The organism is Sphingomonas sp. (genome assembly GCF_035317925.1).
Classification (GTDB): Bacteria; Pseudomonadota; Alphaproteobacteria; order Sphingomonadales; family Sphingomonadaceae; genus Sphingomonas_I.
The window spans coordinates 1-14694 of sequence record NZ_DATHFV010000226.1 but is presented as its reverse complement, the minus strand read 5'-3'; the positions used below and the strand labels follow the sequence as shown (position 1 = coordinate 14694).

At 66.6% G+C, this 14694-nt stretch carries 17 protein-coding genes and 1 riboswitch; of the genes, 11 read left to right on the top strand and 6 right to left on the bottom strand.

Features of this window, described 5'->3' with window-relative positions; translation table 11 throughout:
• Positions 1 to 176 precede the first annotated feature (176 nt).
• Positions 177 to 1295, top strand: coding sequence for a serine hydrolase domain-containing protein (locus VK533_RS16565; protein ID WP_324379747.1), 1119 nt, complete (start codon positions 177 to 179; stop codon positions 1293 to 1295).
• 10 nt (positions 1296 to 1305) lie between these two features.
• Here VK533_RS16565 and VK533_RS16560 read toward each other — a convergent pair whose 3' ends face one another.
• From VK533_RS16560 to VK533_RS16550, 3 genes are all read right to left on the bottom strand, one after another.
• Positions 1306 to 3369, bottom strand: a complete 2064-nt coding sequence (locus VK533_RS16560; protein ID WP_324379745.1) for an alkaline phosphatase D family protein — start codon at positions 3367 to 3369, stop codon at positions 1306 to 1308.
• Between the two features lie 135 nt (positions 3370 to 3504).
• Entirely contained in the window at positions 3505 to 3888 is a 384-nt protein-coding gene (locus VK533_RS16555; protein WP_324379742.1) for a hypothetical protein, read from the bottom strand.
• Between the two features lie 172 nt (positions 3889 to 4060).
• Positions 4061 to 4606 carry a 2'-5' RNA ligase family protein gene (locus VK533_RS16550; RefSeq protein WP_324379740.1) on the bottom strand — a complete coding sequence of 182 codons (546 nt, stop codon included), beginning with the start codon at positions 4604 to 4606 and terminating at the stop codon, positions 4061 to 4063.
• 62 nt (positions 4607 to 4668) lie between these two features.
• On the opposite strand from VK533_RS16550, the gene VK533_RS16545 reads away from it, so the two are divergent.
• The 4 genes from VK533_RS16545 to VK533_RS16530 all read left to right on the top strand — a co-directional run bounded on the left by VK533_RS16545 (position 4669) and on the right by VK533_RS16530 (position 6984).
• The gene (locus VK533_RS16545; protein WP_324379738.1) at positions 4669 to 5355 is read left to right on the top strand and encodes a hypothetical protein; all 687 of its coding nucleotides are present in this window, start codon (positions 4669 to 4671) and stop codon (positions 5353 to 5355) included.
• Between the two features lie 49 nt (positions 5356 to 5404).
• Positions 5405 to 6103 (top strand): uracil-DNA glycosylase, encoded by a 699-nt coding sequence (gene ung, locus VK533_RS16540; protein ID WP_324379736.1) that lies wholly within the window; start codon positions 5405 to 5407, stop codon positions 6101 to 6103.
• Positions 6104 to 6114: 11 nt separating this feature from the next.
• Positions 6115 to 6573 carry a GNAT family N-acetyltransferase gene (locus tag VK533_RS16535; protein WP_324379734.1) on the top strand — a complete coding sequence of 153 codons (459 nt, stop codon included), beginning with the start codon at positions 6115 to 6117 and terminating at the stop codon, positions 6571 to 6573.
• A gap of 78 nt (positions 6574 to 6651) precedes the next feature.
• Entirely contained in the window at positions 6652 to 6984 is a 333-nt protein-coding gene (locus tag VK533_RS16530; RefSeq protein ID WP_324379732.1) for an RcnB family protein, read from the top strand.
• A gap of 48 nt (positions 6985 to 7032) precedes the next feature.
• Here the strand turns inward: VK533_RS16530 and VK533_RS16525 are convergent, their stop codons facing one another.
• On the bottom strand, positions 7033 to 7218 hold the full coding sequence (locus tag VK533_RS16525) for a hypothetical protein (RefSeq protein WP_324379730.1): 186 nt from the start codon (positions 7216 to 7218) through the stop codon (positions 7033 to 7035).
• 148 nt (positions 7219 to 7366) lie between these two features.
• Between VK533_RS16525 and hemC the strand changes: the two genes are divergently transcribed.
• Genes hemC through VK533_RS16505 form a run of 4 tightly spaced genes read left to right on the top strand, consistent with a single transcriptional unit; the run spans position 7367 to position 11448 of the window.
• Positions 7367 to 8278, top strand: coding sequence for a hydroxymethylbilane synthase (hemC, locus tag VK533_RS16520; RefSeq protein ID WP_324379728.1), 912 nt, complete (start codon positions 7367 to 7369; stop codon positions 8276 to 8278).
• The gene (locus tag VK533_RS16515; RefSeq protein ID WP_324379726.1) at positions 8275 to 8952 is read left to right on the top strand and encodes a uroporphyrinogen-III synthase; all 678 of its coding nucleotides are present in this window, start codon (positions 8275 to 8277) and stop codon (positions 8950 to 8952) included. The genes hemC and VK533_RS16515 overlap by 4 nt, the downstream gene beginning before the upstream one ends.
• Before the next feature lies 1 nt (position 8953).
• Complete coding sequence (locus VK533_RS16510; RefSeq protein WP_324379724.1) at positions 8954 to 9793, top strand: hypothetical protein; 840 nt, start codon at positions 8954 to 8956, stop codon at positions 9791 to 9793.
• Positions 9794 to 9804: 11 nt separating this feature from the next.
• Entirely contained in the window at positions 9805 to 11448 is a 1644-nt protein-coding gene (locus VK533_RS16505; RefSeq protein ID WP_324379722.1) for a glycosyltransferase family 4 protein, read from the top strand.
• Between the two features lie 7 nt (positions 11449 to 11455).
• Here VK533_RS16505 and VK533_RS16500 read toward each other — a convergent pair whose 3' ends face one another.
• Together VK533_RS16500 and VK533_RS16495 are read right to left on the bottom strand one after the other, a co-directional pair.
• The gene (locus tag VK533_RS16500) at positions 11456 to 11731 is read right to left on the bottom strand and encodes a hypothetical protein (RefSeq protein WP_324379721.1); all 276 of its coding nucleotides are present in this window, start codon (positions 11729 to 11731) and stop codon (positions 11456 to 11458) included.
• A 123-nt stretch (positions 11732 to 11854) separates the two neighbouring features.
• Positions 11855 to 12247 (bottom strand): glycine zipper 2TM domain-containing protein, encoded by a 393-nt coding sequence (locus tag VK533_RS16495; protein WP_324379719.1) that lies wholly within the window; start codon positions 12245 to 12247, stop codon positions 11855 to 11857.
• A 155-nt stretch (positions 12248 to 12402) separates the two neighbouring features.
• Positions 12403 to 12515, top strand: a riboswitch (TPP riboswitch).
• A gap of 27 nt (positions 12516 to 12542) precedes the next feature.
• On the opposite strand from VK533_RS16495, the gene thiC reads away from it, so the two are divergent.
• Together thiC and VK533_RS16485 are read left to right on the top strand one after the other, a co-directional pair.
• Complete coding sequence (gene thiC, locus VK533_RS16490; RefSeq protein WP_324379717.1) at positions 12543 to 14447, top strand: phosphomethylpyrimidine synthase ThiC; 1905 nt, start codon at positions 12543 to 12545, stop codon at positions 14445 to 14447.
• Entirely contained in the window at positions 14434 to 14673 is a 240-nt protein-coding gene (locus VK533_RS16485) for a hypothetical protein (protein ID WP_324379715.1), read from the top strand. The genes thiC and VK533_RS16485 overlap by 14 nt, the downstream gene beginning before the upstream one ends.
• Positions 14674 to 14694 lie beyond the last annotated feature (21 nt).

The window sequence follows — 14694 nt, the reverse complement described above, 5'->3', positions numbered from 1 at the left end:
GCACAAGGCCGACGCGGCGGTGATCGGCCTGCTCGTGCTGGGTATCGTCTGGTTCGTTTGGCACCAGCTCAGGAAGCGGCAAAACTAAAACGAAGGAGCCGACAATGCCCTCGATCAAGCTATGTCTCGCCCCTTTCCTTCTCCTGTTTTCGGCGGCGGCGTCGATGAGCCGAACAATGCCTGTCGCGCAGACTTCTTCCGTCGATGCCGCGGTTCACACGCTGATGGCGAATACCGGCGCCAAGGGGCTTGCGCTGGCAATCATCGACGGCGGGCGGGTCCGCTACGTCCAGGCCTATGGCGTCCGCAACGCGCAGGGCGATCCGCTGCGCCCGGATACCGTCATGTATGGCGCGTCGCTGACCAAGACCGTCTTTGCCTACCACGTCCTGCAGCTGGTCGATCAGGGGAAGCTCGCGCTCGACACGCCGCTTGGCGACTATCTCGACAAGCCGCTGACGGACTATGACACGAACGCAATTTATCCGGACAAATACGGGCCCTATCGCGACCTCGCCGGCGATCCGCGCTGGAAGCGGATCACCGCCCGCAACGTGCTGACCCATTCGACCGGTTTCGCGAATTTCTGGTTCATCGAGCCGGACCAGAAATTGCGCATCCATTTCGATCCGGGCACGCATTTCAGCTACTCCGGCGAAGGCATGAGCCTGCTGCAGTTCGTGATCGAGAATGGACGCAAGGATCGGGGTCTGGGCCTCGATCTGGGCACGCTCACCCAAGCCACGTTCGACCGGCTGGGCATGACCCGCACCAGCCTGAAATGGCGGCCCGATTTCCGGCCCAATCTGGCCGACGGCTTCAACGACAAGGGCGAGATCCAGGAGCATGACGAGCGGTCCAAGGTCCGCGTCGCCGGATCGATGGACACGACCATCGCCGATCTGTCGAAATTCGTCGCGGCGCTCACCCGGCACGATGGGCTGAGCGCGGCATCCTATGCGGAAATGCTCAAGCCCTCGCTCCATATCGATACCGCGCACCAATTCCCCAACTTCGGGACCGCGCTTCCGGCCGATCGCCAGCGCAAGGATCTCTATGCGGGGCTCGGCGTCGTCACCTTCGTCGGGCCGCAGGGTCCCGGTTTCTTCAAGGGCGGGCATGACGGCCAGACCGCGAACACGCTGGTCTGCCTCGAAAAGAGCCGGAAGTGCGTGCTGATCCTGTCGAACGACGTGCGCGCGGAGGCCGGCTTCGCCGATCTCGTCCACCTGATCCTCGGCGACACCGGCGTCCCGTACGATTGGGAATATGGCGATCGGGCCGGCAAATCCTGATCACGCCAGGCTAGACCGAAAGCTTCGGATCGCCCTCCAGGATACGCTGTTCCAGTACCGGCTTGCCGCCACGCCACCGCGCCGCCCGATGGACCACGCGATAGCGGATCGGACCGCCGTCCGGCGTTTCCGCGCGGGCGATCGGGCGGGGGATGCAGACGAATTCGGTCTCGATCGCGTCAGGCCCTGCGGTCACCACCGAGTAACCGTGGCCACCCATGTCGACGAATTCCAGATGCGGGGCGACGTCGGGGTTGGTGAGCGCGCGGGCGCGTTCGATGTCGCCCGACTGTGCATATTCCCAGGCGGCGCGGACCCCGCGCTTGATCGCGATATTGACCGTCGTTTCCTTGGTCCCGTCCGCGCGTTCGACCGTGAAGATCGGGCGTAGCGGATCCTTGCTGTGCCCATGCTCAAGCGACTCGGCCATGCCGGGGGCCGAGATCGATCCGGTGACGAAGGCGAGACCGACCGGTTCGAATTTCTGGGGCGGCAGCGCCTTGGCCGCATAGCCCGCCCAGAAGCTGTGGCGGTCGCCGGAAACCGCGACGAAGCCGTCGATACCGCCGTCGCGGACGAAGTCGTAGAGTTCGGCGCGTTCGGCAAAGGCCGAGCTGAATTCGCCGCTGCCGAACGTGGCATAGCCCTCCCCCAGCCAAGGCTTTGAAATGCCCTTGGGCAGGTTCTGCGGATCGGTGCGCATGTCGAGCGTGGCGTTGGTCGCGCCCCAGATCTTCCAGGTCGCGGTCGAGCCTTTCAGCCGATCCTTGAGCCAAGCCTTCTGGGTGCGGCCGAGCACGGTGTAGGGGGCCTCGTCCTTGCGGAAATTGGGGACGGGCTTGGTGCCGTTCGGGATCATGGCGGGCGGGCGATTGCCGTTATAATCGCGCCCGCCGTCAAGGATTTCCACCTGCTCTTGCGGCTGGAACATGGGGAAGTCCTCGAAGCCGAGATCGTTCGCCTCCGGCCGGCCGAAGGGATCGCGCATCTTGTAGCTGTGGAAGTCGGTCAGGATCAGGTCGACATGGCGGCCGTAACGCTGCGCGCGATAGGACGTCATGCTGCCGATCGCGGTGCGGTTATTGGGCTCGTCGCCGAAGCCGTCCGCGTCGAGCTTGGTGATCGGCGCCTTGGTCACCGTGGGCCCCGCGAAGCGATCGAGGCCGGGGCCGGACGCCTTGCGCACGCGCGCCGGGATATATTCCCACCAGGCCTGGTTGGCGGCGACGCGCAGCGGCTGCGCGGGTTCGGGCTCGCCGCCACCATAGGTGATAAAGCTCTGCCAGCCCTGCCACGAGAATTCGTGATTATCGCCGATGCAGATGAACGGGAAATGCGCGCGCGCATCCTGCACGTCGGGATCGTGAATGTGCGCGCGATAGACCATGCGGTAGCCGTCGAGCGTCGTCGGCACGTGGAAGTTGCTGACCTTGCGCGCGTCGGGAATGCGGCCGATGTCATAGACGGTGCGGTCGTAGCGGGTCGGTACCTCGTCGGGATATTCGACGACCTCGTAGATGAAATCGCCGAGATGGAGCACGAAGCCGAGCCGCTGTTCCGGCGGCGCCTTTTCATCTTCCCAGATCATGCGGCGATAGGCGTTCTGTGCGCCTTCGTTGACGCTCTGGCAGGACACGAAGGCGAAGCGGACGGTGCGCGGATCGTCGTCGCCGGGTGCGGTGATGGTCCGGCCGACCCGGCTGCCGTGGCCGCTCTCGTCCGTGAAGCGATACCAATAGGTTGTCGCGGGCCGCAGCCCGGCGACCAGCAAGCGGCAAGTCCAGTCCGCCTCGGCCAGGACCGGCACCGTCTTCGCGGCGATCACCTGCCGGAAATCGGGATCGAGCGCGACTTCTGCGGTCAGCATCGCGCGATCCACCCCGGCAAAAGGCCGGCGCGTCCACAGGATAACACTATCGGGCGCCGGATCGCCTGAGGCCACGCCTTCGGGATAGGCGGACCGGTCTTCGCGCCAGGCGATACGCGAAGCAGCGGCCGTCCGCCTGGCCCACAGGATCGTCGCGCCGATGGCCGCGGCGGTGGCTACGAATTCGCGACGATTGATCCGGTCCATATTCCCACCCCCATCCACGGCTTGCGTAACCGAAGACATTCGGTCCGGGCGGACAGTACAAGGACGAGGTCACGAACAGGCAAGAAAACCCGTCGGAAGGTCCGCTACCAACCCAATGGCGGACATTGCCAGCAGCTAGCTACACGATGTCTTCTGCATCACATTTCCCCAGTCGTCCTCCAGCGCGATGCTAATGATGCTGCGTCTGACAAACGCCTTTCCCGCGAAGGTATCGCCGCTTTGCACGGTTGAAGGCTTGCCGGTGATGAGAATGCCCGGCGAAAATACGACAACTGTCATATTCGCCTTGGTACCGGCAAAACGTATTCTCGATATGTGACGACCGTCGCGATCTAAGATTACCCCGTGATCGATAAAAAAGATCCAATGCCGCGGCGGGCGCATGAAGTCGGGCAGCCCTTCGCCCTCATAGCAACCATCTAATGCCTGAAGATCATCAATCGGCTTGCCGTAAGGAACAAGTCTATCCCAAGCGGCCAAAGCTACCCAGATCAGCACGGCAAAAAATGAGCAACGCTCTTGTGAGGGCCGACCAAAATTTCACTCTGTTAACGTACCGTCAAACGCTCAGAATGCCAGACTGTGACGGGACGACGGCTCGTTCTGAGACTTGGAGACCTAATGACCGCTTTCCACCAATAGCGGACACTCTCGCCCACAACGTCCACGGCTAGCTCCGCAGCGGCCAGCGTCCCACCTCCACATGCTTCGTCTCGCCGATGAAGCTGTCGATCAGCACGAAATCCTCAACCAGCCAGCTGATCGGTTCGATCTCGATCTCAGGCATCGGCTGGCCGCCATAGAGCAGGGTCACATGCGGGGTGAAGCGCCCGCTTTGCTCGAACGCGATGCCCGCGCGCATCAGCGCGAAGCCCAATCGTTCGCGGAACATGCGCAAGGCTTCGAGGGGCTCGCTCGGCAGCAGCAACGCCGATCGGTTGCCCCCGACCAGCCGGTCGAAGATCACGCGGAACGCCGGCATCCGGATCGACGCCGCGATCTCCGTCGCCTCCTGCGCCAGCCCGTCCGGCAGAACGTCGTTCAGCACCAGCGACAGCGTCGTGATGTGCAACCGATCGAGCCGCATCGGCACGCCGCCGATCCGCAGCGACGCGATCAGATCGCCGATCCGCGCCCGCTCCTCCTCCGCCGGCCGGACCGCGAAGAACAGGCTATGGTTGGCCGCAAAGGGCGCCTGGGCAAGCATCGTCGACATCGCATCGCCTTCCCGCGAATCGCTGTTGATATGTTCTCCTTATGTTCTATTATGAGAACGTGATGCAACAGCGATTCGACTTCGCTTCCGCCGATCTCCAGCGCTGGCGCGCCGCGCTCCAGCCGCTGCTCGTCCGGGTCGAGCTACCGCCGCGACGGTCACCGATCGGCGCGCTCGTCAAATCCCTGATCAGCGGGCGCACGCTCGATGCCGTGTCGCTGGCGGCCTATCACCGGCTGTGCCGACGTTTCCCGTCGCCCGCCTCGCTGGCGCGGGCGACACCCGCGGCGATCCGGCGGGCAATTGCCGAGGTGAACTTTGCCGAAGCCAAGGCGCAGTGGCTGGCGGCCAGCATGGCACAGATCGCGCGCGAGCGGCCCAATTTCGATCTGGATTTCCTGGGCGCGATTCCGCTGGAGGCGGCGCTGGCCTGGCTCGAACGCTTGATGGGCGTCGGCCGCAAGGTTGCGGCGGCGACACTCAACGGCAGCAGACTTGGACGGCGGGTATTCATCGTCGACACGCATGTCCTGCGCGTGATGCAGCGCCTCGGCTTCGTCGGTCCGCATGCGGATATCCGGATGGCGAGCGAGCAGGTCACCGCCGGCGCGTCCGATTGGGACGGCGACGACTTCCTACTGTTCCACGTCGCAACCAAGCGGCTGGGCCAGCTCTTCTGCCGGCCCGAGGCACCCAATTGCGCGCACTGCCCGCTCGCCTTCGATTGCCCGTCCGCGGGATGCGTCTAGCCGATTGACCCTGCCCGCCCACTCGGACATCGCGGACGCGGAGGAACCAATGGGCGACGTGAAGCTGCACCCGAGCTGGCTCGAACCGCTGCGCAGCGAGTTCGACGATCCCTATATGCAGGCGCTGCGGAGCTTCCTCGTCGCTGAGAAGGCGGCCGGCAAGCACATCTTCCCAAAATCGAGCAACTGGTTCCGCGCGCTCGATCTGACGCCCTTGGAGAATGTCCGCGTCGTGATCCTGGGCCAGGATCCCTATCATGGCGAAAACCAGGCGCATGGCCTGTGCTTTTCGGTCCAGCCCGGCGTCCGCACCCCGCCGAGCCTGGTCAATATCTACAAGGAGCTGGAGAGTGATCTCGGCATCCCGCCCGCGCGCCACGGCTTCCTCGAACATTGGGCCGAACAGGGCGTGCTGCTCTTGAACGCGGTGCTGACCGTGCAGATGGGCATGGCGGCGTCGCATCAAGGGCGCGGCTGGGAGCGGTTCACCGACGCGGTCATCCGCCTGATCAACGCGCGGCCCGAACCGGTCGTGTTCATGCTGTGGGGCAGCTACGCGCAGAAGAAGGCCGCGTTCGTCGACAGCGTCGACAAGGGCGGCCGCCACCTCGTGCTCAAGGCCGTGCATCCCTCCCCCTTGTCGGCCTATGGCGGCTTCTTCGGCTGCGGCCATTTCTCGAAGGCCAACGCTTTCCTGAAGGCGCACGGGCAGAAGCCGATCGACTGGCGCCTGCCCGACCTCAGCTGACAGGAAAACCTATGCCGGACATTACAATCCGCGACATCGCCCGCGCCGACCACCGCCAATGGTTGCCGCTATGGGACGGCTATAATGAATTCTACGGCCGAAGCGGCGCGACCGCCCTGCCCGAGACCATAAGCGAGACTCTCTGGGAGCGCTTCTTCGACCCCGCCGAACCCGTGCACGGCATCGTCGCGGAGGACGAAGGACGGCTGATCGGGCTGGCGCATTTCCTGTTCCATCGCAGCACCACGATGATCGGACCGATCTGCTATCTGCAGGACATCTTCACCGGCGCGGAGGCGCGCGGGCGCGGCGTCGGGCAAGCGCTGATCCGCGCCGTATACGATCGTGCCGAAGCCGCCGGTGCGGCGCGCGTCCACTGGCACACCCATGAGACCAACCTCACCGCCCGATCGCTCTACGATCGCGTGGCGGAGTGCTCGGGCTTCATCGTCTATCGCAAGGACCTGTAGCCGCAGCGTCGACCAGGGCCCGTGCGGAACCTCGACAGCCGGCATGCGTCTTGATGTAGGTTAAGAAGAGGAAATCTCATGAAAATCGCACTCAAAGCCGCCTTGTTGGCGGGCATTCTGGCATCGTCCGCAAGCGTCGCGGTGGCGCGCCCGAACCACGATCAGCACGGTCAGCAGCGCGGTCCGCAGCGCCCGGCCTGGCATGAGCAGAAGGCCTCGCACGGCCATCATTGGCAGCGGGGCCAGCGCCTTGCCCCCGCGCAGCGCCGCTATGTCGTCAGCGACTGGAACAAGCGCGGCCTGCGGGCACCGCCGCGCGGCTATCAGTGGGTGCGCGAGAACAATAACAGCGGCGACTTTCTGCTCGTCGCCGCCGCGACCGGCCTGATCGCCAGCATCCTCAGCCAATAAGCCTTGTCCGGGGCGGCGGGAATGTCTCGCCGCCCCCGCGGTTTGCGCTCAATCCTGCTCGGGCGCCGCCGCCGGGATGAACGCCACCAGCCGGCTGTCGCACCATAATTCGCAATCGATCCGGCTGCCGCGCGCATGCGCGGCCTCGATCGCGGCAACGTCGTCCTCCGCTTCGAACAAGGCCGTGCTGATGATGCGCCCGTCCTTGAGGCAATAGAGCCGGTAACTGATCACGAACGCCCTCCCCGACGCGGGCCCGCTCAAGCAGACTCGATCGTTACGGTGGCGTTATATTTGTTGGTGAACGTACGCGAGGGACATTTTGGATCGCGCGCTCGATCCGTCGCATTGGCTTTCGGGCCTGTCCAGCTAGAAGGCGCGCATGGCACGACCTCTTCGCCTCGGCACGCGCGGATCGCCGCTCGCTTTGTGGCAGGCAGAAATGGTCGCCGACGCCCTGCGCGCGGCGCACGGCTGGCCGACTTATGCGGTCGAAATCGTGCCGATCCGCACCACCGGCGACAAGGTCCAGGATCGCGCGCTCGCCGAGATTGGCGGCAAGGCGCTGTGGACCAAGGAACTCGACCGCGCCTTGCTCGATCATGAGATCGATTTCGCGGTCCATTCGATGAAGGATGTCGAGACGATCCGGCCGCCGGAGATCGTGATCGCCGCGATGCCGCCGCGCGCCGATACGCGCGACCGGCTGATCGGGGCGGACAGCCTGGCCGCGCTGCCGGCCAATGCGCGGGTCGGCACATCGTCGCCGCGCCGCGCCGCGCAAGTCCGCCGCGCACGGCCCGACGCGCGGATCCTGCTGTTCCGCGGCAATGTCGACACGCGCCTGCGCAAGCTGGCCGAGGGCGAGGCGGACGCGACCTTGCTTGCCGCCGCCGGGCTCGACCGGCTCGGGCGCGGCGACATCGGCGTTGCGCTCGACGATCTGTTGCCTGCCCCCGCGCAGGGCGCGGTCGGGATCGAGGCGCGCGCCGGCGATCTGGAGACATTGGCCCTGCTCGCCGCGATCGATCACGACCCGACCAGCGCCTGCGTGCTGGCCGAGCGCGCCTTGCTGTTCGCGCTTGGCGCCGACTGCCATTCGCCGGTCGCCGCGCTCGCCCGGGTCGACGGCACGCACATCCAGCTTCGCGCCGAGATTTTGAGCGAGGATGGTACCCTGTGCGAAGCGGGCGAAAGCCGATTCGCGATCGGCGACGACACGGCCCCCGCCGCGCTCGCCCGCGATCTGCTCGGTCGGGCCGCGCCCGCGCTGCGGGCCTTGTTCGCGGCATGAGGCCTTTGCTCGTGGTGCGGCCCGAACCGGGCGCCGCCGCCACCCTGGCCCGCGCCACCGCCGCCGGCTTCCAGGCGATCGCGGCGCCGATCTTCGCGATCGTGCCGGTGGCGTGGGACGCCCCCGATCCGACCGGCCATGACGCGCTGATGCTGACCAGCGCCAACGCGGTGCGCGAAGCGGGCGCGGCGCTCGCTTCCTACCGCCACCTGCCGGCTTATGCCGTTGGTGAAGTCACCGCCCACGCCGCGATCGAGGCGGGTTTCACGGATATCCGTGCCGGATCGGACGACGCGGCTTCTTTGGTGGTCACGATGGCGAAGGACAATATCGCGCATCCCTTGCATCTGGCCGGGCGCGAGCATCGCGTGCTCGCCGACGCGCCTTTCCCGATCACGCGGCGGATCGTCTACGCCGCCGATCCGGTCGCCGCTTTGCCCGCCGCCGCGCTCGCCGCGCTGGCGCGCGACGCGGTCGTGCTGCTTCATTCGCCGCGCGCCGCCAGTGTCTTCACAGCCTTGCTCGGCGAGGCGGGGATCGACCCCGCCACCATCGCGATCGTGGCGATCAGCCCGGCTGCCGCACAAGGGCAATGGCGCGAGATCGCGATCGCCGAAGCGCCGCATGACGGTGCCCTGTTGGCGGCGGCGGCCCGTCTGTGCGAGAAGCGGTGAAATGGACCAGCGCGATTATTACGGGACACAAAAGCGGCGCGGCTTCTTCTGGCCGCTGACGCTGTTGCTGATCACCTTCCTGTTGGGCATCGTCGCGACGACGCTGGCGCTGCGCCACTGGACCAGCCTCGATAAACTCGTCCATCCCGTGTCCGCCGCCCAGCCGGTGGTGAACAGCCCGCAGCCCGCGCCGCGTTCACTGGCCGCATTGCCCACCTCAGCCCCGGGCGATCCCGCGCTCGACGAGCGCGTCGCCGCGATCGAATCGCGGATCGATTCGATCGACGCGCGCGCCACCGAAGCCTCGGGCGACGCCGACCGCGCCGAGGGCCTGCTGGTCGCCTTCGCCGCGCGCCGCGCGCTCGATCGCGGCCAGCCGCTCGGTTATATCGAAGGCATGCTGCGCGAACGGTTTGGCGGCTCCGACGCGGCCGCGGTCGCGCAGATCATCGCGGTTTCGCAGCGCCCGGTGACGCTCGCCCAATTGCAGGACGGCCTGGCCGCGCTCCATCCCGCGCTCGTCACGCAGAGTTCCGACGAGGGCGCGTGGCAGGGCTTCAAGCATGAGCTCGCCACCCTGTTCGTGGTGCGCAAGGTCGATCAGCCGTCGACCATCCCGACCGACCGTCTCGCCCGCGCCGATCATGCGCTGGAGCAGGGCCAGGTCGACACCGCCGCCGCCGAGATCGCGCGGATGCCGGGCGCGGCGCGCGCCAACGACTGGCTCGCTTTGGCTCGCCGCTATGTTCTGGCGCGCAACGCGCTCGACCGGATCGAGACCGCCGCCTTGCTGACGCCCGCGCCCAAGCCTCCCGTGCCGCTCGCCGCGCCGGCGGACTGAGACCCGGGCCTGTGCCGGCGCGCGCCGCCCTTCAATATTCGGCGGAATCGTTCGACACGCGGGTCGGCGAGATGATGGGCCGCCGCATGGCCGGCGAGACCTTCCTCAAGGCGTGGATTGACCATGCCGACGCCGATCCGCTGACCGCGTGGGTCCATAATCGCGCCGATGCCAAGGCGTTCGTGGCGCATGCGCGCGAGCTGCGCGCGACCGCGCCGATCGCGGTGGCGGGGGTCGAGAATTTCGCGCCGCTGATCGACGCCGGCACCTTGTGGCTGGGGGATCCCTCGCTCGCGCGGCAGGCATGGGAGCGGCGCTGGTTCCGGCAGGATGCATGGAGCATCGTCGGCATCACCCATACCATTTCCAGCCATCTCGCCGCCGACCGTCTGGCCGAGATCCTGACCAGCCCGGTTCAGCCGTGGGACGCGCTGATCTGCACGTCGCGCGCGGTCCGCAATGTGGTGCGGACGATGCTGGCGGAACATAGCGCCTTTCTGGCCGCGCGCCTCGGCGCGACCACCTGCACCGGCCCCGAATTGCCGATCATCCCGCTCGGCGTGGACTGCGCCGGCTTCGCGCACGATCCCGCCCAGCGCGCGCGCTGGCGGGCCGAGCTTGGCATCGGCGCGGACGATGTCGCGGTGCTCCAGTTCGGACGGATGGCGTTCCATCTGAAGGCGCATCCGCAACCGCTCTATCTCGCGCTGCGTCAGGCGGCCGAGACCAGCGATCGGCGGCTGCATCTGATCTTTGCCGGGCAGCCGATCAATCCCGGCCAGGCCGAGACCTTCCGCGATCTTGCCGCCGCCTTCGCCGACACGATCACCACCCATTTCGTCGATGGCGCGCGCGCCGACGCGGGCAGCGTCCGCTCCGCCGCCGACATCTTCACCTTGCTGTCCGACAATATCCAGGAAAGCTTCGGCCTCGCGCCGGTCGAGGCGATGGCGGCGGGCCTGCCCGTGGTCGGCAGCGACTGGGACGGGCTGCGCGACACGATCGAACATGACGTGACCGGTTTCCTGATCGACTCGATCCTGCCCAGCCGCGGCGCGGCCGAACTGCTCGCGCGGCGCCACGCCTTCGCCCAGGACGATTATCATTTCTACATCGGCAGCGTCGCCCAGATGACCGCGATCGATGTCGGCCAGGCCGCGCGCGCCTTCTCGGCGCTGGCCGCCGATCCGGATTTGCGGCAGCGGATGGGCGAGGCCGGGCGCGTACGGGCGCAGGCCCTGTTCGACTGGCGGGTGGTGATCGGCGCCTATCGCGGCCTGATCGACCAGCTGACCGAAATCCGCACCCACGCGCCTGAGCGCGCACCGCGCGGCAACGGCCCCGCCAATCCGGCGCGGATGGACCCGACCCACCTGTTCGGCGGCTATCCGACCGCACGCCTCGACAGCGCGACCCGGTTGATCGCCACGGGACTGACGGACAGCGTCAACGCCATTCCGGGCGGTTTCGAGGCGGCGGTGCTCGTGCGGCGTGCGGTCCCCGCGCCCGCCATACTCGATCGGATGCTGGCGCAGCTCGCCGCCGCGCCGGTCACGATGGCCGATCTGTGCGCCGCCTTTCCCGATCAGGACCCGCGGATGGTGGTGATGGGCGCGGCTTTCCTGATGAAGTTCGGGCTCGCGACGCGGGTTTAGCGCGGGTTTAGAGGCCCTGCATCCGCTGCTTGTGATAGCGGGTGCGGCGGACGATCCCCGCGATCATCAGCACCCAGCCGAACAAGATCAGCACGATCCCCGCGAAGCCGAACATGCGGTCGGCCATGCTGTGCCAGCCGGACTGCGTCTGGAACAGCAGGACCACGCCCAGCATGACCAGGGTCAGCCCGCCCCAGCGCAACGGCTTGGCGACGCCGGCGAGTTCGGCGCGATAAAGTGCCAGCCCTTCGCGGGTCGACAGATCGGGCGGCGGCAATGGCATGAAGGCGAAATCCTTTGTCGGTTGAGCATGCGCACGGGGCCGGACCAACGCAAGACGCAGCGTCACCCGGCCGTCCTTAGACGACCGGGCTTCGCGCCCACCCCAAGCTTCACGCCAGCCGGTTCAACGGCAGCGTACATTGTCCTTGTCGATCGACGAGCCCACCGCCGCACCGCCGGCCGCGCCGAGCAGGGTGCCGAGCGTCTTGGAGCCGCCCGGCGCGATCGCATTGCCGAGCACGCCGCCGGCGATGCCGCCGACGATCAGGCCGGCGGTGCCGTCCGAACGCTTGCAATAATAACGCCCGTCGCGGCCGGCATAGACCTGATCGTTCCGGCCCAAATGTCGTTCCTGATAGTTGGGACCGTCGCGATAATGCTCTTCGGCATAATATGGTCCGGAAGGAGCGCGTTCATGTTCGGCGCGATAATCCGCGCCATAAGCGCTCGTGCAGCCGCCCAGCGCCAGCGGCGCGAGCCCGGCGAGTGCCGCCAGACCGAGGGTCTTGATCCGCATTGTCTCTCTCCCGCCACGTCTCGTGACGGGAATGCAACGATACCCCACGCAGATTGGGTCCGTAGCGGGCCGAATTAAATTCGCGCGCAATTGGCTTGGGCCGTGTTCGGCCGGCGGCTTTGCCGCTTTCCGCCACCCGGCGATGCCGCTAGGAAGGCGTATCCCCGGGGGGCCGCGAGACTCGTGCGGCTGAGAGGCGAGGCGTTCCTCGCGACCCGTCGAACCTGATCCGGCTGACACCGGCGTAGGGAGGGAGATCGGTCCGCCGGTTCTCCGTCCCAATTGGAGACGAGACATGGCAGATATCCCAGCGCGCACCGAACTTGCCGTCACCACCGGCCCGATCCGCGGATCGCGGAAGATCCATGTCGGCCCGCTCGGCGTGAAGATGCGCGAGATCGTGCTGGAGCCGAGCGCCAACGAAGACCCTTTGCGCGTCTACGACACGTCCGGCCCCTACACCGATCCCGATGCCCGCATCGACATCATGGCGGGCCTCGGCGAATTGCGCCGCGACTGGATCCGCGCACGCGGCGATGTCGAGGAAGTCGACCAGCGCGAATTGAAGCCCGAGGATAACGGCCAGCTCGGCCCGGATCGTTCGGGCGGCGTCCAGCCCTTCCCCAATGTCCGCCGCAAGGTGCTGCGCGCCAAAGCCGGAGCCAATGTCAGCCAGATGCATTATGCCCGCAAGGGCATCATCACCCCCGAGATGGAATATGTCGCGATCCGCGAGAATGCGGGGCGCGAGGCGATCGCCAACCTGGTGCGCGACGGCGAGGATTTCGGCGCCGAAATCCCCGATTTCGTGACGCCCGAATTCGTCCGCAGCGAGGTCGCACGCGGCCGCGCGATCATCCCCAACAATATCAACCATCCCGAGAGCGAGCCGATGGCGATCGGGCGCAACTTCCTGGTCAAGATCAACGCCAATATCGGCAACAGCGCGGTCGCCAGCGACGTTGCCGCCGAGGTCGACAAGATGGTGTGGTCGATCCGCTGGGGCGCGGACACGGTGATGGACCTCTCCACCGGCCGCAACATCCACGACACGCGCGAATGGATCGTCCGCAATTCGCCCGTGCCGATCGGCACCGTGCCGATCTATCAGGCGCTGGAGAAGGTCGGCGGCATCGCCGAGGACCTTACCTGGGAGATCTTCCGCGACACGTTGATCGAGCAGGCCGAGCAGGGCGTCGACTATTTCACGATCCATGCCGGCGTGCGCCTGCCCTACATCCCGATGACCGCCAAGCGCGTCACCGGCATCGTCAGCCGCGGCGGATCGATCATGGCGAAATGGTGCCTGTCGCATCACCGCGAGAGCTTCCTGTACGAGCGGTTCGACGAGATCACCGAGATCATGAAGGCGTACGACATCGCCTATTCGCTTGGTGACGGCCTGCGCCCGGGATCGATCGCCGACGCCAATGACGAAGCCCAGTTCGCCGAGCTCTATACTTTGGGCGAGCTGACCAAGCGCGCCTGGGCGCAGGACGTCCAGGTGATGATCGAGGGCCCCGGCCATGTGCCGATGCACAAGATCAAGCAGAATATGGAAAAGCAGCTCGAGGCGTGCGGCGAGGCACCCTTCTACACGCTTGGGCCGCTCACCACCGACATCGCGCCGGGCTACGACCATATCACCAGCGGCATCGGCGCGGCGATGATCGGCTGGTACGGCACGGCGATGCTCTGCTACGTTACGCCCAAGGAGCATCTGGGGCTGCCCGACCGCGACGACGTCAAGGTCGGCGTCGTCACCTACAAGCTCGCCGCCCACGCCGCCGATCTCGCCAAGGGCCACCCCGCCGCCAAGCTGCGCGACGACGCGCTCAGCCGCGCCCGCTTCGACTTCCGCTGGCGCGACCAGTTCAACCTGTCGCTGGACCCGGATACGGCCGAGCAATATCACGACCAGACCTTGCCGGCCGAAGGCGCCAAGACCGCGCATTTCTGCTCGATGTGCGGGCCCAAATTCTGCTCGATGAAGATCACGCAGGAGGTTCGGGATTTTGCTGCCGGCAGGGCAGCAAATAGCGATCTGCTGGGAGCAGATCGCGATCCCGAACCTCGGCAGCTTGCCGAAGGGCAAGATGCCGGCGCGGAAGCCGAGGCCGGCATGCAAAAGATGAGCGCGGTATTCAAGGAAACCGGCAGCGAGCTTTACATGGGCGCAGGCGGACGTGAGCACGATTGAGGATAGACCGGTGGCCCGCATCGTCGACAGCCTGACCGAGCCGCAGACCGCCCGCGCCCGGATGCGCGCGGGCAGCGGCTTCGAGGCCGAGGCGATGGTGACGGTCTCGCCGGTGGGTTTGCTCGCCATCGGCGGCCTCGTGGCGGCGATCCTGCTGTCGGTGGTGCCGATCGTGCGTGCATCCCGTCAGCGGATCCCACCGCCGGACGTGCCGAAGCTGCCATGAACGAGGGCGGCTGCCTGTGCG

Bases quoted from the DNA above. Each gene is read 5' to 3' on its own strand.
- VK533_RS16560 (WP_324379745.1), bottom strand. From the start codon at position 3,369: ATGGACCGGATCAATCGTCGCGAATTCGTAGCCACCGCCGCGGCCATC.
- VK533_RS16515 (WP_324379726.1), top strand. From the start codon at position 8,275: ATGAGGCCTTTGCTCGTGGTGCGGCCCGAACCGGGCGCCGCCGCCACC.
- VK533_RS16510 (WP_324379724.1), top strand. From the start codon at position 8,954: ATGGACCAGCGCGATTATTACGGGACACAAAAGCGGCGCGGCTTCTTC.
- VK533_RS16550 (WP_324379740.1), bottom strand. From the start codon at position 4,606: ATGTCGACGATGCTTGCCCAGGCGCCCTTTGCGGCCAACCATAGCCTG.
- VK533_RS16565 (WP_324379747.1), top strand. From the start codon at position 177: ATGCCTGTCGCGCAGACTTCTTCCGTCGATGCCGCGGTTCACACGCTG.
- thiC (WP_324379717.1), top strand. From the start codon at position 12,543: ATGGCAGATATCCCAGCGCGCACCGAACTTGCCGTCACCACCGGCCCG.
- VK533_RS16500 (WP_324379721.1), bottom strand. From the start codon at position 11,731: ATGCCATTGCCGCCGCCCGATCTGTCGACCCGCGAAGGGCTGGCACTT.
- VK533_RS16545 (WP_324379738.1), top strand. From the start codon at position 4,669: ATGCAACAGCGATTCGACTTCGCTTCCGCCGATCTCCAGCGCTGGCGC.
- VK533_RS16495 (WP_324379719.1), bottom strand. From the start codon at position 12,247: ATGCGGATCAAGACCCTCGGTCTGGCGGCACTCGCCGGGCTCGCGCCG.
- ung (WP_324379736.1), top strand. From the start codon at position 5,405: ATGGGCGACGTGAAGCTGCACCCGAGCTGGCTCGAACCGCTGCGCAGC.
- hemC (WP_324379728.1), top strand. From the start codon at position 7,367: ATGGCACGACCTCTTCGCCTCGGCACGCGCGGATCGCCGCTCGCTTTG.
- VK533_RS16535 (WP_324379734.1), top strand. From the start codon at position 6,115: ATGCCGGACATTACAATCCGCGACATCGCCCGCGCCGACCACCGCCAA.
- VK533_RS16530 (WP_324379732.1), top strand. From the start codon at position 6,652: ATGAAAATCGCACTCAAAGCCGCCTTGTTGGCGGGCATTCTGGCATCG.